Annotated in this window: 17 protein-coding genes and 1 riboswitch; of the genes, 12 read left to right on the forward strand and 5 right to left on the reverse strand. The window is 68.5% G+C overall.

Translation table 11 applies throughout. From position 1 onward, the window contains the following. The first annotated feature begins 4 nt into the window (after positions 1 to 4). Positions 5 to 754, forward strand: coding sequence for a response regulator transcription factor (locus H9Q09_RS04515; RefSeq protein ID WP_187390044.1), 750 nt, complete (start codon positions 5 to 7; stop codon positions 752 to 754). Continuing rightward, positions 751 to 2,004: an ATP-binding protein gene (locus H9Q09_RS04520; protein ID WP_187390045.1), complete on the forward strand. Its 1,254-nt coding sequence runs from the start codon at positions 751 to 753 to the stop codon at positions 2,002 to 2,004. Before H9Q09_RS04515 ends, H9Q09_RS04520 begins: the two co-directional genes overlap by 4 nt. Positions 2,005 to 2,007: 3 nt before the next feature. Here H9Q09_RS04520 and H9Q09_RS04525 read toward each other — a convergent pair whose 3' ends face one another. Continuing rightward, positions 2,008 to 2,565, reverse strand: a complete 558-nt coding sequence (locus H9Q09_RS04525) for a metallophosphoesterase family protein (RefSeq protein WP_187390046.1) — start codon at positions 2,563 to 2,565, stop codon at positions 2,008 to 2,010. Between the two features lie 213 nt (positions 2,566 to 2,778). Next, positions 2,779 to 2,991 (reverse strand): cold-shock protein, encoded by a 213-nt coding sequence (locus tag H9Q09_RS04530; protein ID WP_009211216.1) that lies wholly within the window; start codon positions 2,989 to 2,991, stop codon positions 2,779 to 2,781. 320 nt (positions 2,992 to 3,311) lie between these two features. On the opposite strand from H9Q09_RS04530, the gene H9Q09_RS04535 reads away from it, so the two are divergent. Then, positions 3,312 to 5,051: a DEAD/DEAH box helicase gene (locus H9Q09_RS04535; RefSeq protein WP_187390047.1), complete on the forward strand. Its 1,740-nt coding sequence runs from the start codon at positions 3,312 to 3,314 to the stop codon at positions 5,049 to 5,051. Positions 5,052 to 5,133: 82 nt separating this feature from the next. Here the strand turns inward: H9Q09_RS04535 and H9Q09_RS04540 are convergent, their stop codons facing one another. After that, the gene (locus H9Q09_RS04540; protein WP_187390048.1) at positions 5,134 to 6,264 is read right to left on the reverse strand and encodes an iron-containing alcohol dehydrogenase; all 1,131 of its coding nucleotides are present in this window, start codon (positions 6,262 to 6,264) and stop codon (positions 5,134 to 5,136) included. Between the two features lie 341 nt (positions 6,265 to 6,605). Between H9Q09_RS04540 and ugpB the strand changes: the two genes are divergently transcribed. The 8 genes from ugpB (at position 6,606) to H9Q09_RS04580 (ending at position 15,818) form a co-directional block, all read left to right on the forward strand. Beyond that, positions 6,606 to 7,913: a sn-glycerol-3-phosphate ABC transporter substrate-binding protein UgpB gene (gene ugpB / locus H9Q09_RS04545; protein ID WP_187390049.1), complete on the forward strand. Its 1,308-nt coding sequence runs from the start codon at positions 6,606 to 6,608 to the stop codon at positions 7,911 to 7,913. 108 nt (positions 7,914 to 8,021) lie between these two features. Further along, positions 8,022 to 8,903: a sn-glycerol-3-phosphate ABC transporter permease UgpA gene (ugpA, locus tag H9Q09_RS04550; protein WP_009211220.1), complete on the forward strand. Its 882-nt coding sequence runs from the start codon at positions 8,022 to 8,024 to the stop codon at positions 8,901 to 8,903. 18 nt (positions 8,904 to 8,921) lie between these two features. Further along, positions 8,922 to 9,770 (forward strand): sn-glycerol-3-phosphate ABC transporter permease UgpE, encoded by an 849-nt coding sequence (ugpE, locus tag H9Q09_RS04555; RefSeq protein ID WP_187390050.1) that lies wholly within the window; start codon positions 8,922 to 8,924, stop codon positions 9,768 to 9,770. Positions 9,771 to 9,772: 2 nt separating this feature from the next. Continuing rightward, positions 9,773 to 10,846 carry a sn-glycerol-3-phosphate import ATP-binding protein UgpC gene (locus H9Q09_RS04560; RefSeq protein WP_187390051.1) on the forward strand — a complete coding sequence of 358 codons (1,074 nt, stop codon included), beginning with the start codon at positions 9,773 to 9,775 and terminating at the stop codon, positions 10,844 to 10,846. A gap of 113 nt (positions 10,847 to 10,959) precedes the next feature. Continuing rightward, positions 10,960 to 11,049: riboswitch (glycine riboswitch) on the forward strand. Between the two features lie 150 nt (positions 11,050 to 11,199). Further along, on the forward strand, positions 11,200 to 12,495 hold the full coding sequence (locus H9Q09_RS04565; RefSeq protein ID WP_187390052.1) for a D-amino acid dehydrogenase: 1,296 nt from the start codon (positions 11,200 to 11,202) through the stop codon (positions 12,493 to 12,495). Positions 12,496 to 12,621: 126 nt separating this feature from the next. Further along, positions 12,622 to 13,455: an N-acetylmuramidase domain-containing protein gene (locus H9Q09_RS04570; RefSeq protein WP_187390053.1), complete on the forward strand. Its 834-nt coding sequence runs from the start codon at positions 12,622 to 12,624 to the stop codon at positions 13,453 to 13,455. A gap of 125 nt (positions 13,456 to 13,580) precedes the next feature. Next, positions 13,581 to 14,324, forward strand: a complete 744-nt coding sequence (gene otsB, locus H9Q09_RS04575) for a trehalose-phosphatase (protein WP_228239250.1) — start codon at positions 13,581 to 13,583, stop codon at positions 14,322 to 14,324. A gap of 78 nt (positions 14,325 to 14,402) precedes the next feature. Then, on the forward strand, positions 14,403 to 15,818 hold the full coding sequence (locus H9Q09_RS04580; RefSeq protein WP_024350717.1) for a trehalose-6-phosphate synthase: 1,416 nt from the start codon (positions 14,403 to 14,405) through the stop codon (positions 15,816 to 15,818). A gap of 25 nt (positions 15,819 to 15,843) precedes the next feature. Here H9Q09_RS04580 and H9Q09_RS04585 read toward each other — a convergent pair whose 3' ends face one another. Further along, a complete protein-coding gene (locus H9Q09_RS04585; protein WP_187390055.1) occupies positions 15,844 to 16,995 on the reverse strand; it encodes a YbfB/YjiJ family MFS transporter in 1,152 nt (383 codons plus the stop codon). A 211-nt stretch (positions 16,996 to 17,206) separates the two neighbouring features. Here H9Q09_RS04585 and H9Q09_RS04590 point away from each other — a divergent pair, with 211 nt between their 5' ends. After that, on the forward strand, positions 17,207 to 18,010 hold the full coding sequence (locus H9Q09_RS04590) for a polyphosphate kinase (RefSeq protein WP_187390056.1): 804 nt from the start codon (positions 17,207 to 17,209) through the stop codon (positions 18,008 to 18,010). A 33-nt stretch (positions 18,011 to 18,043) separates the two neighbouring features. Here H9Q09_RS04590 and H9Q09_RS04595 read toward each other — a convergent pair whose 3' ends face one another. Beyond that, positions 18,044 to 18,454 carry a hypothetical protein gene (locus tag H9Q09_RS04595; protein WP_050767596.1) on the reverse strand — a complete coding sequence of 137 codons (411 nt, stop codon included), beginning with the start codon at positions 18,452 to 18,454 and terminating at the stop codon, positions 18,044 to 18,046. Positions 18,455 to 18,542: the final 88 nt, after the last annotated feature.

An 18,542-nucleotide genomic window follows, 5' to 3' on the forward strand; every position in this document is an offset into this window, starting at 1 on the left:
CCGCATGAGCCAGCCCCACATCCTCGTCGTCGACGACGACCCCGAGATCGGACGCCTGCTCGGGAAGTATCTGGAGAGCCAGGGCTTCCGTTGCACCATCGCCGCCAGCCGGCGGGCCTGCGAACAAAAGATCGCCGACGCCCGCATCGATCTCGTCGTGCTCGACGTGATGCTGCCCGACGGCTCGGGTCTCGACATCTGCCGCGACCTGAAGGACCGGCGACCGGAGATCGCCATCATCCTCCTGACCGCGCTGAAGGAAGACGTCGACCGGATCATCGGGCTGGAAATCGGCGCCGACGACTATCTGGGCAAGCCGTTCAATCCGCGCGAACTGGCCGCGCGCATTCGCGCCGTGCTGCGCCGTGGCGGCGGCGGGGACGCCGCCCAGGCTGATGCGGCACCGACGCGCTTCACCTTCGAAGGCTTCACCGTCGATCCCGAGCGGCGCCTCGCCACCGACCCGGACGGAGCCGAAGTGGTCCTGACCGGGGCCGAGTTCGATCTCCTGATGATCTTTCTGGAGCGGCCGGGCCGTGTTCTGTCCCGCGACATCCTGATGGATCTTCTGCACGGGCGCACCGCCGATCCCTTCGACCGCTCGGTCGACGTGACGATGAGCCGGCTGCGGCGCAAGTTCAACGACGGCGGCGTGTTCCGCCTGTTCAAGACGGTGCGCAATGGCGGCTACCAGTTCGCCGCCCGGGTGGAGCGGAGCGAAGCTGCCCCGGGCACCGGGGACGGCCAGCCATGAGGTCGCTGCGCTCGCGCCTGGCGCTGCTCCTGGTCCTCGCCATCGTCGGGGTTGTGGCGGTCGCCTCGCTGGTCTCCATCGTCGTCCTGGAACGGCCGGACCGCGACAGTTTTCGCGAGGTCTTCGCCGAGGAGGTACGGATCGTCGCCGCGCTGCTGGTCGAGGACCCGGCGGCCGCCGACAGGCTCGGCATCGAGGTCGGTCCGGAGCCGGTGCGCGAAGACGACATGCGGGTGCGCGACGCCCGCGGCATCGCCAGCGCCGTGGCGGCCAAGGGCTTGTCGATCCCGGTGCGGGTCGTCGGCGACCCGGCCGCGCGCACCCGGCAACTGGCGCTGGAATTTGCGCCGGGCCGCTGGGCCTATCTGCCCTATACCGGGTTTCCGCCCCGCAACTGGCCGATCTTCGTCTTTTACATGACGCTGGTCGTCGTCGGCGCCGCCGCGGTCTCGATCTTCGTCGCCACCAAGATGACCCGCCCCTTGCGCATTCTCGACCAGGCGGTCTCCACCGTCGGCCGCGACGGCCTGCCCGCCCATATTCCCGAGGACGGGCCGGCAGAAGTGCGGGCCACCGCCGCCGCGCTCAACCGGCTGACCACGCGGGTGCGCGAGGCGGTGGAGAGCCGCATGCGCCTCGTGGCGGCCGCCGGCCACGATCTGCGCACGCCGATGACGCGGATGCGGCTGCGCGCCGAGTTCCTGCCCGACGAGGACCGGGAGGTCTGGCTGAAGGATCTGGCCGAGCTCGACCGCATCGCCGACAGCGCGATCCGGCTGGTGCGCGAGGAAGTGGATGCAGGTTCGCTCGAAGAAGTGCGGCTCGACCGCCTGCTGACCGAGATCATCGCCGAGCTGCGCGAGATCGGAAGGCCGGTGGAGCCGCCCCGCCTCGACGGGCCGGCGCTGTCGATCCGGGCCCGGCCGCTGGCGGTCAAGCGGGCGCTGCGCAACCTCGTCGACAATGCCGCCGTGCATGGCGGCGGGGCGCGGGTGGCGCTGACCCGCGACGGGCAGGATGCCGTGGTGAGCCTCGCCGACGACGGGCCGGGCATTCCCGAAGAGCTGCTCGGGCGCGCCTTCGAGCCGTTCTTCCGGGTCGATCTCGGCCGCCGCCAGTTCAAGCCCGGTGCCGGTCTGGGCATGGCCATCGCCAAGGAGATCATCGACCAGACCGGCGGCTCGATCGTGGTCGCCAACCGCGCCGGCGGCGGTCTCGACCAGACCATCCGGCTGCCGCTGGCGGACTGACGCCTACGGCCTCGCGGGGCTCGCCTGGGGCTTGGAAGATGCCTTGTCGACGGGACCGGCCGCCTTGCGGCGCTGCGGCCGCGAGGCCAGCATCTGGTCCAGCGTGACCGGCCGGAAGTCCCAGGCATCGACGCCGACGTCGAACTGACGGGTCATCTTCTTCAGCCGCGCGTGGGAATGGCCGTGCAGGTCGATGGCGCCCTTGCCCATGCCGTTCCAGGTGCGGAAGGCGTAGTGGCACAGGACGATTCGGCGGTCGGCGATGGTGAGTTCGCGATAGGCCTGGACGGTTTCCCAGCCGGGCGCGGCGATCGTGTCGGCATCGTCGTTGTTGCCGGTGACGAGCTGCTTGCGGCCGTTGAGGCGGGACAGAAGGGCGGCCTTGGCGGCGGCATCGCCGCGCGCGAAATCGCCAAGATGCCAGACGATGTCGTCCGGCCCCACAACGGCATTCCAGCGATCGATCAGCGCGGCATCATGGTCGGCAAGATCGGCAAAGGGGCGCCGGTCGATCCGCAGGACGCGTGGATCGTTGAAATGCGTGTCGGCCGTGAAGAACATTGATCGGTCTCGTTGCCGTGCCGGGCCTCAGGAAGGTCCGGCACGGTCGTGTCTGCCACCCGCGGCGGGCATCCGGGCGATCGCTTCGGCCAAGCCGGTGCAGCGATCGAGCCCGTCTGCGGGCAGGTCGATCAGCGGGCGTTTCGGCGCCTGCCGGAAACCGTCTCGCGACGGGCCCGACGGGGAGCGGACGAAACGGTCCAGCTGGCCGAATTATGCGGGCTGAATGTTGACCGCCTTGGGGCCCTTGCCGCGCGGATCGGGTTCCGTGTCGAAGGAAACCTTCTGATTCTCCGTGAGGGAAGTCATGCCGGAGCGCTCGACGGACGAGATGTGCACGAACACATCGCTTCCGCCCGCATCCGGACTAATGAAGCCGAAGCCCTTGTCCATGTTGAAGAACTTCACCGTACCAGTCTGAGCCATTTTACTACCTGTTTTTCCAGTCGGCGCCGGACGTACCGCCCGCGCGCCGGCACAGAATGGTGGGCAATGACGCGCGATGCAAGCGGGGGCTGTCCCGGAATGACGATATTCCGCTGCGGCAGTGCACAGTGCATGCACCATCGGGACGGCGATCGGCGCGCAAAAACTGCCTGCGTGGGCCGCCCGGAGAGCACCGGCAGGCGCCGTTTCGGTTGAGCCGCGGCCCTGCCTGTGCAATAGGGGGCGCGGCTGGGCGGAAATGCCGCCACTCGCGCGCGTGCTCGTTGCCGCCGCCACTGCCGATACCCAAGGATTACCAGATGCCGTTTCGCACGACGAGCACGCCACTCGCTCACGCGCTCGCAGAGCGCGGTTATGTCGACCCGACCCCCGTCCAGGACGCCGTCCTGGAGCCGCAGGCGGCCGACCGCGACCTCCTCGTCTCCGCCCAGACCGGTTCGGGCAAGACCATTGCCTACGGGCTCGCCCTCGCCCCCACCCTGCTCGGCGAAGCCGAGCGCTTCGGCCCGGCCGGCGCGCCGATGGCGCTGATCGTCGCGCCGACGCGCGAACTCGCCATGCAGGTGACGACCGAACTCGCCTGGCTCTACGCCCAGACCGGCGCCGAAATGGTGACCTGCGTCGGCGGCATGGATCCGCGCACCGAGAAGCGCAAGCTCGCCCAGGGCGCCCACATCGTCGTCGGCACGCCCGGCCGCCTGCGCGACCATCTCGAACGCGGCGCCCTGCAGATCGGCGGCCTGAAGGCGCTGGTGCTCGACGAAGCCGACGAGATGCTCAATCTCGGCTTCCGGGAGGATCTGGAGTTCCTGCTGGAGGCCACCCCGCGCGAGCGCCGCACGCTGCTGTTCTCGGCGACGCTGCCGAAGCTGATCTCGTCCATGGCCAAGCGCTACCAGCGCGACGCCCTGCGCATCGAGGCGACGCGCAGCAGCGAAGCCCATGCCGACATCGAATACAAGGCGATCCGGATCGCGCCGAACGAGCTGGAACATGCCGTCGTCAACGTCCTGCGCTACAACGATGCGCCGAGCGCGATCGTGTTCTGCAACACCCGCGAGGCGGTGCGCCATCTGTCCTCCGGCCTTCTGGAGCGCGGCTTTTCGGCGGTGACGCTGTCGGGCGAACTCGGCCAGGCCGAGCGCAACCAGGCCATGCAGGCGCTACGCGACGGGCGTGCGCGGGTATGTGTGGCCACCGACGTTGCGGCGCGCGGCATCGACCTGCCGGGTCTCGCGCTGGTCATTCACGCCGATCTGCCGAGCGACGCCGAAACCCTGCAGCACCGCAGTGGCCGCACCGGCCGCGCCGGGCGCAAGGGCATCTCGGTTCTGCTGGTGCCGATCTCGCGCCGCCGCAAGGCCGAGCGGCTTCTGGCCGAAGCGCGCATCCGGGCCGAATGGGGCGGCACGCCCTCGGCCGACGCGATCCGCAAGCTCGACGAAGACCGGCTTCTGACCGATCCCGTGCTGGCGCAGGAGTCCAGCGAGGAATATCTCGCCGTCGCCCGCAGCCTCCTGGAGAAGCATTCGCCCGAAGCCGTCGCCGCAGCGCTGGCACGGCTCTATCGCTCGCGCCTGCCGGCGCCCGAGGACGTCTTCGATCCCGGCTTCGGCCCCGACCCGAAGGCCGGCAAGGATTTCGCCGGCAAGGAACGCACGCCGCGCAAGGAGCGCGATCAGGCCAGCGGCCCGATGGTGTGGTTCCACATGGATGTCGGCCGCCGCAACAACGCCGATCCGAAGTGGATCCTGCCGCTGCTGTGCCGCCGCGGCAAGATCACCCGGCAGGAGATCGGCATGATCAAGATCTTCGATCGCGAGACGAAGTTCGAGATCTCCGAGAGCGTCGCCAAGCGCTTTGCCGATGCCGCCGAAGTCAGCGACGGCGACGACATCACCATCTCCCCGACGGGCGCACCGGGCGGGGGCGATTCCGACCGCAAGGGCGGCTTCAGCAAGAAGCCGTTCAACCGCAAGGGCGGCACCGGTCCCGGCAGCGCCAAGCCACGCCGTCCGCGGCCCAAGCCGAAGGGCTGATCCAGCCAATGACGACCGGGCGCCCGGCGCCCGGTTCGTCAATCCTCGATAACCTCCCGAGCCAGGCGTTGCGCCTTTCGGCTCAATAGGCCTCTTCGAGCAGTTTCAGGAAGTCGGCTGTGACGGCCGGGCGCGGATTGGTGGCCGTCGAGTGGTCGCGCTCGGCGCCCTCGGCGACGAGGCCGAAGCAGTCGCGCGGCACGTTCATTTCCGACAGGGTCGTCGGCATGGCGAGATCGCGGTTGAGCGCGGTGATCGCCGCGGCCAGATCGGCGCCCGCCTCCAGCCCCATCGCAGCGGCCAGCGCCCGGTATTTCTCCTCGGCGGATGGCGCGTTGTAGCGCAGCACCGCCGGCAGCAGGATGGCGTTGATCGTGCCGTGATGCAGGCGCACGCTCTTCAGTCCGCCCAGCGGATGCGACAGCGAGTGGACCGCGCCGAGCCCCTTCTGGAAGGTCATGCCGCCCTGCAGCGCCGCCATCATCATCTCGCTGCGCGCGGTGATGTCGTCGCCGGCCTCCGTCGCCCGGCGGATCCAGCGCATGGCGCGGGCCAGCCCGTCCAGCGCGATCGCCTCTGCCGGCGGATTGTAGCGCGGCGACAGATAGGTCTCGATGCAGTGGGTGACGGCGTCCATGCCGGTCGCGGCGGTCAGCCCCGAGGGCAGGCCGACGGTCAGTTCCGGATCGCAGATCGCAACGCTCGGAATCATGTGCGGCGAGATGAAGCCGAGCTTGCGTCCGTCGTCGAGCGTGACGAGCGCGGCGCGCCCGACCTCGCTGCCGGTGCCCGCGGTCGTCGGAATGGCGATCAGCGGCGGCTTGTTCGCGGTGATCTTCGGAATGCCACCGAGGATCGCGGCGTATTGTTCCAGCGGTCCGGCATGGGTGGCCAGCAGCGACACCGCCTTGGCCAGGTCGATGGGCGAGCCGCCACCGATCGCCACGAGGCTGTCGCAGCCATGCTCGCGATAGAGCGCCAGCGCCGCGTTGACCGCCGCTTCGGTCGGGTTCTCGGGCGTGCCCTCGAAGACCACCGTGTCGACAGGCAGGCCGCCGGCCGACAGCACCCGCCCCACCAGCCCCGCCGCGACGATCCCCTTGTCGGCGACGATCATCGGCGTGCGCACGCCCAGTTCGCGCAATTCCGCGCCGAGCAGGCTGGCGGCGCCGACCTCGAACTGGATCTTCGTCAGATAGGTGATCAAGGCCATGCGTATCTCCCCAATGGCATTTGGCACGCGGGCCCTGCCCCCTCCGGCGGACGCGCACGGGGACATGTCCTAATCCTTGCGAACGATTTTGGGAATGCCGCCGCAGCTTGCGCGGGCCAGTGCTGCGCGGTTCGCACGTTGCAGCCTGAATCCGGCTGACGGCCGCCAACAGGCGCACGACGTGCGCCGGATCACGGTCGTTACAGCCGCCATACCGAGTTTTTCCACTGTCATCGAACCTTCATGCTTGTGTCACCGATCGGTTTTGAAGCACTCCTAGAGAAGCGGCTTGCAACGAGCTCGGCAACAGGGCCCGAGAGTCGCATCAAGGGTGAGGAAACATGATGAACCGCAAAATTCTGGGCGCCGCCGTCGCGCTGGGCGCGCTGGTCGCTGGCGCAGGTCAGGCCATCGCCGTGACCGAGCTGCAGTGGTGGCACGCGATGTCGGGAGCCAACAACGAAGTCGTTGACACGCTCGCCAAGGAATTCAACGAGAGCCAGGACGCCTACAAGATCACCCCGGTCTTCAAGGGCACCTATCCCGAGACGCTGAACGCCGGCATCGCCGCCTTCCGCGCCAAGCAGCCGCCGGCGATCATCCAGGTCTTCGACGTGGGCACCGGCGTGATGATGGGCGCCGAGGGTGCGGTCATGCCGGTCGCCGACGTCCTGGAAGCCGGCGGCTACAACTTCGACAAGTCGAACTACCTGCCCGGCATCGTCGCCTATTACTCCAAGCCGGACGGCACGATGCTGTCCTTCCCGTACAATTCCTCGTCGCCGATCCTGTACTACAACAAGGACATCTTCGAGAAAGCCGGCCTCGACGTCGACAGCCCGCCGGAGACTTGGCAGGACGTGTTCGCGGCGGCCCGCACCATCAAGGAATCGGGCGCGGCCGAGTGCGGCTACACCTCGACCTGGCTGACCTGGATCCACCTCGAGAATTTCGCGGCGTGGAACAACGTGGCCTATGGCACCAACGAGAACGGCCTGGCCGGCACCGACGTCGAGCTGAAGCTCAACGAGCCGCTCTATGTCCAGCACTTCCAGGACATCGCCGATCTCGCCAAGGACGGCGTCTTCCGCTACGGCGGCCGCACCTCGGAAGCCAAGCAGCTCTTCCTGTCGGGCGAGTGCGGGATCCTGACGGAATCCTCCGGCGGTCTCGGCGACATCGTCAAGTCGGGCATGAACTACGGCATCGGCCAGCTTCCCTATGACGCCAATGCCGAGGGCGCGCCGCAGAACACCATCCCGGGCGGTGCCAGCCTCTGGGTCTTCGGCGGCAAGTCCGACGAGGAGTACAAGGGCATCGCGGAGTTCTTCAACTTCCTGTCCCAGACCGAGATCCAGTCGCGCCTGCACCAGGTGTCGGGTTACCTGCCGGTGACCATGGACGCCTACGAGGCGACCAAGGATTCGGGCTTCTACGAGAAGAACCCGGGCCGCGAGACGCCGATCCTGCAGATGATGGGCAAGGAGCCGACCGAGAACTCCAAGGGCGTGCGCCTGCCGAACCTGCCGCAGCTGCGCGACATCGAGAACGAGCAGTTCGAGCTGATGCTGTCGGGCCAGCAGGACGCCCAGGCCGCGCTCGACAAGATCGTCGAACTCGGCAACGAGGCGATCGCCGAAGCGCAGTAAGCGCCAAAGTCACCGACGCCGGGCGGTTCGACCGCCCGGCGTTGTTCTGCCTGTCGCCCTTTTCCCGTCGTCACGCGCCATGCGCGGCGGCCCAGTCCCAGAGACGCCGTGTCGAAAGCCGTCTTTCCCAACAAATGGCTGCCCTATCTGCTGCTCGCGCCGCAGGTGGCGATCACGCTGGTGTTCTTCTACTGGCCGGCCAGCCAGGCGCTCTACCAGTCGGTGCTGCGCCAGGATCCGTTCGGGCTGAAGACGACCTTCGTCGGCCTCGCCAATTTCCGCTCGGTGCTGAGCGATCCCGGCTATCTCAATGCGGTGAAGGTCACGGCGATCTTCTCCTTCTCCACCGCGATCCTCGCCATGGCGCTGGCGCTGCTGCTGGCGTCGGCGGCCGAGAAGGTCGTGCGCGGCAAGGGCTTCTACCGCACCCTGCTGATCTGGCCCTATGCGGTGGCGCCCGCCGTCGCCGGCATGTTGTGGCTGTTCATGTTCAACCCCGCCATGGGCACCTTCGCCTACATGCTGCGCCGGTCGGGCTACAACTGGGACCCGCTCTTGAACGGTGACCAGGCGATGCTGCTGGTGGTGGTGGCGGCCGCCTGGAAGCAGATCAGCTACAACTTCCTGTTCTTCGTCGCGGCGCTGCAGTCGATCCCGAAATCCCTGACCGAGGCCGCCGCCATCGACGGGGCCGGCTCGACCAAGCGGTTCTGGACCATCGTCTTCCCGCTGATCGCGCCGACGACCTTCTTCCTGCTCGTCGTCAACACGGTCTACGCCTTCTTCGACACCTTCGGCATCATCGACGCGGTCACCGCCGGCGGGCCGGCGCGCGCCACCGAGACGCTGGTCTACAAGGTCTATATCGACGGCTTCGTGAATCTCGACCTCGGCAGCTCGGCGGCCCAGTCGGTGATCCTGATGGCGATCGTCATCGCCCTGACGGCGGTGCAGTTCCGCTACGTGGAACGGCGGGTGCACTATGGCTGATCCCCGGAACCGCCGACCATGATCGAACGCAGCCCCATCGGCCGGCCGGTCGCCCACGTGCTTCTCGTGCTGGGCCTGGCGATCGTCGCCTTCCCGATCTACTACACCTTCGTCGCCTCGACGCAGACGCTGCAGACCATCCTGCGGCCGCCGCTGCCGCTGGTGCCGGGCGACCAGTTTTTCGACAATTACGGCGAGGCGCTGTTCGGCGGCGTCGACCGGATCGGCGGCGTCAGCGTCTGGACCCTGCTGTTCAACACCTCGGTGATGGCGCTGGGCATCGCGGTGGGCAAGATCGTCATCTCGATCCTGTCCGCCTTCGCGATCGTGTTCTTCCGCTTCCCGCTGCGCATGACCTTCTTCTGGCTGATCTTCATCACGCTGATGCTGCCGGTCGAGGTGCGCATCCTGCCGACCTACAAGGTGATGGTCGATCTCGGCATGATCGACACCTATGCCGGGCTGATCCTGCCGCTGATCGCCTCGGCCACCGCGACGCTCCTGTTCCGGCAGTTCTTCATGACCATCCCGTCCGAACTGGTGGAGGCGGCGCGGGTCGACGCGGCGGGGCCGATGCGCTTCTTCCGCGACATCCTGTTGCCGCTCTCCAAGACCAATATCGCGGCGCTGTTCGTGATCCTCTTCATCTATGGCTGGACGCAGTATCTGTGGCCGCTGCTCGTCACCAACGACAACCAGATGAACACGATCGTCATCGCCCTGAAGAAGATGGTGTCCTTCGCCGACGCCGATACGCCATGGCATCTGGTCATGGTGACGGCGATCCTGGCGATCGCGCCCCCCGTCCTGGTCGTCGTCCTGATGCAGCGCTGGTTCGTACGCGGCCTCGTCGAAGCGGAGAAGTAAACTTGGCAGGCATCGAACTGAGGGACGTGCGCAAGGTCTATGCCGGCAATGTGGAGGCCGTGAAGGGCGTCTCGCTGGACATTCCCGATGGCGAATTCGTCGTCCTCGTCGGCCCGTCCGGCTGCGGAAAGTCGACGCTCTTGCGCATGGTGGCCGGGCTGGAAGCGATCTCCTCCGGCACGATCACCATCGGCGACCGGGTGGTCAACGACCTGGAGCCGGCCCAGCGCGACATCGCCATGGTGTTCCAGAACTACGCCCTCTATCCGCATATGAGCGTGCGCCAGAACCTCGAATACGGCCTGAAGAACCGCAAGATGGCGAAGGACGAGATCGCCCGGCGCGTCGAGGAGGCCTCGAAGGTGCTGGAGATCGCGCCGCTCCTGTCGCGCAAGCCCGGCCAGCTCTCCGGCGGCCAGCGCCAGCGCGTCGCCATGGGCCGCGCCATCGTGCGCGAGCCGGCGGCCTTCCTGTTCGACGAGCCGCTGTCCAATCTCGACGCCAAGCTGCGGGTCCAGATGCGCGCCGAGATCCGGCGTTTGCAGCGCCAGTTCGCCACCACCAGCCTCTACGTGACCCACGACCAGCTCGAGGCGATGACGCTGGCCGACCGGCTGGTCGTGCTGAATGCCGGCCGCATCGAGCAGGCCGGCTCGCCGATGGACATCTACGAGCGTCCCGCGAGCCTGTTCGTCGCCACCTTCATCGGCTCGCCGGCGATGAACCTCGTGCCGATCGGCGGCGAGGCCGCGCACGTGGCCGGCATCAGCGGCCTTGATGACGCTGGTGCCAGAACCGCGTCCGGCGTGACGCTCGGCATCCGCCCCGAGCACATGCGGCTTCTCGCCGACGCGCCAGCCGCGCCCGGCGAGTTCGTCTGCGACCTCACCGTCAGCGGCGTCGAGGTGGTCGGCGCCGAGAGCTACGTCTACGGCGCGCTGCCGGACAAGGGTCCGGAGATCGCCGTGCGGGTGGCCGGCTACAGCCATCTGGAGCCGGGCACGAAGGTCCGCGCCGCCGCGCCGGTCTCGGCCCTGCACCGCTTCGACACGTCGAGCGGCCTGCGCATCGACTGAGGCGCGCCGTCAGCGAGCCGCCAACCGCGAGGCTCATACCTGCGTTGCCGACATGGCTGGCCGCGCGCCGACGCCGCTTGCCGGCGCCCCGCGAAAAGCATAGGATAAGCCCACAGACGCTAGCGGGAGAGACCGGCCGCAAGGCCGGCGCCGAAGGAGCAACCGCCCCGGAAACTCTCAGGCAAAAGAACCGCCTGCGTCTCTGCAAATTCCGAAGAGCGACGGCCATTCATCGGGCGTCCGCCGAAGGAGAAAGTGGCTGCCGGAAATTCCTCCGCGGCCGCGAAGCTCTCAGGCTCATGACGGGAGGGGCATGAACGACGCCCCCGCTGCGGCGGGGCGAAAGGATCGTCATGACCTCCATCGCCGTCATCGGCGCCGGCATCACCGGCGTCACCACCGCCTATCAGCTCGTCCAGCGCGGCTTCGACGTGACCGTCTTCGACCGTCACGCCCATGCCGCCATGGAAACCTCCTTCGCCAATGGCGGACAGCTTTCGGCCTCCAACGCCGAGGTCTGGAACCAGCCGAGCACTTTCCTCAAGGGCCTGAAATGGATGCTGCGCAAGGACGCGCCGCTGCTCGTCCATCCCTCGCCCTCGTGGCACAAGCTGTCCTGGATGATGGAATTCGTCCTCGCCGCCCGCAGCTACGAGGCCAACACCATCGCCACCACCCGGCTGGCGATCGCGGCGCGCCGGCACCTGCTGGACGCCGCCGAACGCGAGGGCTTCGACTTCGACGCCGAGAAGCGCGGCATCCTGCATGTCTATGAAAGCCGCGCGGAGATGGCCCATGCCGCCGGCGTGAACCGGCTCCTGGCCGAGGGCGGCCTGCGCCGCGACGCGGTGACGCCGGCCGAGATCGCCGCCATCGAGCCGACGATCCGCGGGGATTTCGTCGGCGGCTTCTTCACCGAATCCGACTTCACCGGCGACATCCACAAATACACCCGCCACCTCGCCGAGGCCTGCCGGCGGAAGGGCGCGACCTTCGCCTTCGATGCCGACGTGCGCAAGCTCGCCTCGCGCGGTGCCGAAGGCGTCGACGTGACCTGGAAGGATGGCCGCCGGCCCCAGGACGCGCCGCGCCAGCAGCGCTTCGACGGCATCGTCGTCTGCGCCGGCGTCGCCAGCCGCGCCTTCGCCCGCCAGCTCGGCGACCGGGTCAACATCTACCCGGTGAAGGGCTATTCGGTGACGGTGAACCTCACCGACGAGGCGAGCCGGGCCGGCGCGCCCTGGGTGAGCCTTCTCGACGACCACGCCAAGGTCGTCACCAGCCGCCTCGGCGCCGACCGGCTGCGCATCGCCGGTACCGCGGAATTCGCCGGCGAGAACCGCGACATCAAGGCGGCCCGCATCCGGCCGCTGGTCGAGTGGTGCCGCACGCGCTTCCCGGAGATCGCCACGGATTCGGTCGTGCCCTGGGCGGGCCTGCGCCCGATGATGCCGAACATGATGCCGCGGGTCGGCGCCGGCCGGGCGGCCGGGGTGTTCTACAACACCGGCCACGGCCATCTCGGCTGGACCCTGTCGGCGGTGACGGCGGACATGATCGCCGGCGAGGTCGAGGCCCGCTATGCACGCCCGCGTGCCGCCGGTTTCCGGCAGATGCCGGCCGAGACGGACCTGCCCGCAGCCGCCTGACGTTGCGGCTTCGCATACATCCACCCCGTCCATTTCGGCCGTCCCTCGCCTGAGGGGCGGCCGTTGTTTTCTCCCCGCCCGCTTTGATGCGGCGACACTGATCGTGGTGACGGGACGGAGGGAGCGATGAGGGTGGATCAGGCGGTTCTCGGCGCAGCGCGCCATGTATCGAAGACGAGCGGCATCGACGCGGCGGTGCTGGTCGCCGTCGCGCTGGTGGAAACCAACGCGGTGGCGTTCGCGCGTATCGGCGATCGCCGCGAACCGCTGATCCGCTTCGAGGGCCATTATTTCGACCGGCTGCTGTCGGGGCCGGCGCGACAGCGCGCCCGGGCGGCGGGGCTGGCCGATCCGCGGGCCGGGCGTATCCGCAATCCCGCCTCCCAGAGCGCCCGCTGGACGCTCTTCGACGCAGCGGCCGCGATCGATGCGGCGGCGGCCGCTGCGTCGGTCTCCTGGGGACTTTGCCAGGTGATGGGCTCGCACTGGAAGGCGCTCGGCTATGGCGATGCCGCCGATCTCGCGGCGGCGGCGCGCGCCTCGGCCGAAGGGCAGTTCGAGATCGCGGCGCGGTTTCTCGCCGCCGGACGGCTCGCGGACCGCCTGATCAATGGCGACGTTGCCGGCTTTGCCCGGCGCTACAACGGCCCGGCCTATCGCCGCAATCGCTATGACGAGAAGATCGCCGCCGCCCTGCGCAAGGCGAGAGGCCTGCTGGGTACGGACCCGGCAACAGGCGAGTTGCGCCGCGGGGCGCGCGGCGACCGTGTCCGCCGGCTGCAGGGCGCCCTCGTCGCCCATGGCCACCGCCTCGTCGTCGACGGCATCTTCGGTCCCGGCACCGAGGCCGCGCTGACGGCTTTCCAGGCAGCGCACGGCTTGCCGGTCTCGGCGGCGGCGGATGCCGCGACCGTGGCGCGGCTGGGTGTTTCGGCAAAGCCCTGCGCCAAGGCCCGCTAGCCGGCAGAGCGGCGATCCGCGCCCGGCGTCACTTCCCCGGGCGCATGCGGTCGGGGAGAAACCGGTCGACTTTCGTATCGATCCTGTGGCCGCGGGCGTTCCGGATGCTATGTACTGCAACCGAGATGGTACAAGAATCCGCATTCCCCCCCGCCCTCGACACGACCCGTCACGCCGTCTTTCTGGACTTCGACGGGACGCTGGTCGAGCTCGTCGACGATCCGCAGGCCGTGGCGATGCAGCCCGCTGCCCAACGGGAGCTGGCCGGCCTTGCCCGGAAGCTGGACGGCGCGCTCGCCGTCGTCAGCGGCCGCCGCATCGCCGATCTCGACCGCTTCCTGTCGCCCGACCGCTTTGCCGCGGCCGGCGTCCACGGGCTTGAGCGTCGGCGCAGCCCCGACGGCGCGGTGGAGATGCTGGCCGGTCCGGAGACCCTCGACCCGGTGCGTGACCGCATCGCCAGCGCGGTAGAGTCCGCCCGGCGCCTGCATCTGGAGGACAAGGACACCGCCCTCGTCCTGCATTACCGCACGGCTCCGGACCTGCAGGATCTGGCCGAGCGCATCATGGCGCAGGCGACCGAAGGCCGCGACGACCTCGTCGTCATGCATGGCGACTGCATCGTCGAGGTGCATCCCGCCGGCATGGACAAGGGCAAGGCCGTCGCCGCGATGATGGAGGATGCGCCCTTTGCCGGCCGCATTCCCGTCTATGTCGGCGACGACACGACGGACGAATTCGCGTTGCGCCACGTGCGCAACCAGGGCGGCGTCTCCATCAAGGTGGGCGGCGCCGAGAAGACCAGCGTGGCGGAGTTCCGGCTGCCGGACATCGCCGCCGTTCACGCCTGGATCGCCGCGGCCTCCTGAGGGAGCGCCGGAGGCTGGACCAAACGGCAATCACGACGACGAAGCCGAAGGCGGCTTTGCAACAGGAGACGGGAGACGATGGCGGACGGGCAGCGGCGACTGGTGGCGGTGTCGAACAGGGTCGGTCCCCTCAATGACGAGGGCAAGGCCGGCGGCTTGGCGGTCGGGCTGTCGGACGCGCTGAAGCGGCGCGGTGGCCTGTGGTTCGGCTGGAGTGGCGACACGTCGGAACAGGGGACCTTCAGCGAAGCCCATACCGAGGTGCAGGACAGCGTGTCGATGACCACCATCGACATGAACCAGGAAGAGCTCGAGGGCTTCTATTTCGGCTATGCCAACCGCTCGCTCTGGCCGCTGCTGCACTACCGGCTCGACCTCGCCCAGTTCGACCGGCAGTCGGAACGCGTCTACCGCTCGGTGAACCAGCGTTTCGCCGCCCGGCTGGCGCCCATGCTGGACGACGACGACATCGTCTGGGTCCACGATTATCATTTCTTCTTCCTCGGCTCCGAACTGCGCCAGTGCGGCTTCGAAGGCCGAATCGGCTTCTTCCTGCACATCCCCTTCTGCCCGCCGGAAATCTTCACGGCGCTGCCGGCCAGCCACGACATCGTCCGGGCGATGCTCGCCTACGATCTCGTCGGCTTCCAGACCGACACCGACCGGCGCAATTTCCTCGCCTTCTGCATCCGCGAACTGGGCGGCCAGAAGCTGTCGGACAATCGCATCCGGGTCGGCGACCGGGTGGTGACGGCGCGGGTCTTCCCGATCGGCATCGACGCCCCCGGCTACGAACGGTTCGCCGTGTCGCCGGAAGCCGGCGAGCACGAGGAGATGCTGCGCGACATGGCCGGCGAGCGGCTGCAGATCGTCGGCGTCGACCGGATGGACTATTCCAAGGGCCTGGTGGAGCGCTTCCGCGGCTTCGAGCGGCTGCTCGAGGATTATCCTGAGAACCGCGGCAACGTGCAGTTCCTGCAGGTGGCGCCGCTGTCGCGATCCGAGCTCGGCGCCTATGTCGAGCTGCGGCGCGAGCTGGAGGAACTGGCCGGCCACATCAACGGCCGCTTCGCCACCCTCGACTGGACGCCGATCCAGATCATGACCCGCGGCTTCACCCGCCGGGCGCTGGCCGGCATCTACCGCGCGGCAAGGGTCTGCCTGGTCACGCCGCTGCGCGACGGCATGAACCTCGTCGCCAAGGAATTCGTCGCCGCGCAGGACCCCGACGATCCGGGCGTCCTGGTGCTGTCGCGCTTTGCCGGAGCGCGGGCCGAGCTGCCCGATGCGTTGATCGTCAATCCCTACTCGACCGACGATGTCGCGCGCGCCCTGCAGCGGGCCCTGACCATGCCCTTCGACGAGCGCAAGCGGCGCTGGGAGGGCATGCGCGAGGCGGTCTTCGCCGGCACGTCGGAAATCTGGTGCGACACGTTCATCGAGGCGCTGGAAAACGCCGACGCCAGCCTGCCGGAGGACGCGCCGCAGCCCTGACCTGCACCCGGGGGATGATGACGGGTCAGACGGTGGCGGGCCGCATCCGGATCGCCGCCGCCAGGGCCACCAGGCCGATCCCGAGCACGGCGGCCGATCCGGCCAGCGCCATGTCGTAATTGCCGTCGCCCGCGACGAGGAAGCCGGCGATCAGCGGGCCGAGCATCTGGCCGAGGCCGAAGCCGGCCGTCAGGACGGCAAAGCCGCGACCGCCGAGACCGTGCCGCCCCAGCGGAATGGTCAGCAGCGTGATGGCCATGAAGGTGCCGCCGAAGAGCACCGCGGCGACGAGCGCGGCCGCGCCGGAGTCCGAGACGACCGGCAGCAGGACGCCGACGATCTGCGCCGCATAGGCGGCCATCAGCGCGGCGGAGAAGCCGAAGCGTTCGGCCATGCGCGACCAGAACAGGCAGCTCGGCAGGCCGGCCAGCCCGGCGATGATCCAGACCCAGTCGCCCATGCCCTCCAGCCCCGGTCGCGACTTGACGATCGCGACGATGAAGGTGGCGAAGACCGAATAGCCGAGCCCTTCGCAGCTGTAGTTCAGCATCAGCGGCCAGAACGGCAGCGGTCGTGGCACACGGCGGCGCGGATCGGGCGCCCGCAGGGTGGCGGGCAGATCGCGCTCGCCGATCTCGATGAAGACGATGGGCGCCAGGATCGCCGTCAAGAGGCCCGCCGCCATCCACAGCCCGGCCGAATCGATGAAGGGCGCGGCGAAATGGACCAGCAGCCCCGATCCGGCAATGCCGATGCCGACCCCGCCGAACATCCAGCTCAGCCGGGCTTCGGCGCCGATCGCGGCGAGGGCCTCGGCGACCATGCCGGCCGCGGCGATCATCGCGAAGGCGCTGGCGAGGCCCGAGACGGTGCGCAGGACCAGCCAGAGCGCCAGATCGTCGGTCATCCCCATGGCGAAGGTGGTGACGATGCTGGCGACGATGCCGATCCGGAAGGCGGCGAGCCGCGGGGCGCCCCGGCTGATGAAGGTCGCCATCAGCGAGCCGGCGAGATAGCCGGCAAAGTTCGCTGCCGCGACGATGCCGGCGATGTCCGGTCCGAAGCCGTAATCGCGCTGCATCAGGGGCAGCAGGGGCGTGTAGTAGAAGCGGCCGACGCCCATAACGATGGCCAGCGTCAGGAAACCGCCGAGGAGCATTCGATTGGTCGGGTGCATGTCACGCACTGGTCGTCGGGTGTGAGCACGGCGCTCGGTTCGCCGCTTGTAGGCCATATGGCCGGCTGACGATATGCCCGCCGGCGCATGCCCCCCTCGCCGCCGCTGCATGGCCGTCTTGCGCGCGGGTGCCCTGAATTCGTCCCGCCTCGTCGGAATCCGGTGCACGTGCCCTAATTGGGGGCGTGACAAACCCTGATGCGAGGACGGCATGGACGATCAGAGCGGCAAGCGGCGCCTCGAAGCGCTCGACATGAGCGCCAAGCTGGGCAGCAAGGAATACGATGCCCGGCTCGAGGCCGTGCAGCTTCGCTTCCGACAGATCCAGCAGGCCTATCTGAACAGCAAGGAGAAGGCCGTCGTCGTCTTCGAGGGATGGGACGCGGCCGGCAAGGGTGGCGCGATCCGCCGCATGGCCGCCGTCATGGATCCGCGCGGCTTCAAGGTCTGGCCGATCGCCGCCCCGACGCCGACCGAGCTGTCGCATCATTACCTGGCGCGGTTCTGGTCGCGCCTTCCGGCCAAGGGCGAGATCGCCGTCTTCGACCGCTCCTGGTACGGCCGCGTGCTGGTCGAGCGGGTGGAAGGCTTTGCCAGCGAGCCGGAATGGCGCCGGGCCTATGACGAGATCAACGGCTTCGAGAAGCTGCTGGTCGACGACGGCGTGAAGATCGCCAAGATCTTCCTCTATATCGACCGCGACGAGCAGCTCGACCGCTTCGAGCGGCGCCTGCACGACCCGCTGAAGCGCTGGAAGCTGTCCTACGAGGATTTCCGCAATCGCGACAAATGGGACGAGTATCTGACGGTTGCCGACGACATGCTGGATCGCACCGATACGGCCGCCGCGCCCTGGACGGTGATCGCCGCCAACAGCAAGAAATATGCGCGGGTCACCGCTCTGGTGACCATCGCAGACCGGCTGTCGGCCGGGGTGAACCTCGCACCGGCCGAGCTGGACCCGGAGCTCGAGAAGCGCTTCACCGCTGAGATCGCGGCGGCAAAGCCCGGCTGACCGGGTAAGCCGCGATGGCGACGCGAGCGGCGTCTAGGGCAGGATCTTCTTCAGCGCCTGGTCGATCAGCGCGTTGGCGATCTGCATCCGGGTCGTCGCCTGGACGGGAAAGTCGTGGCCGTAGCCGTCGGGATGATTGCGCCGGGCAAAGCTGCGGCGCACGCCCTGCAGTTCGGCGGCCGTCATGCCCGGGCGCAGGCCGAGTTCATCGAGGATCACTGCCGGATCGACGCTCGGCGGCTGCGCCGCGTCGGGCAGATCCATCGGCTCCGGCGTCACCGGCTTCTTGCGGGCGCTCCCGGCCGTAGCCGAGCGAGGCGGAACGATGCGGGCGAAGGCCGACCAGAATCCCGGCGAACTGCGAGGACCCGCGCCATTCTGGGCCAGTGCGGCTTCAGCGGTGGCGACCTCGTCGAGGATCTGTTCAAAACTTGGGGCAGGCATCGTCGGTCACTCGGTTCATTGCGTGCCGATCGTCGCCGGAACCGATGAAGCGCCCGTTAAATGGGCGATACCCGTGTCCCGTAATGGT

The organism is Aurantimonas sp. DM33-3 (assembly GCF_014334315.1).
In the GTDB taxonomy this organism is placed as follows: Bacteria; Pseudomonadota; Alphaproteobacteria; order Rhizobiales; family Rhizobiaceae; genus Aurantimonas; species Aurantimonas coralicida.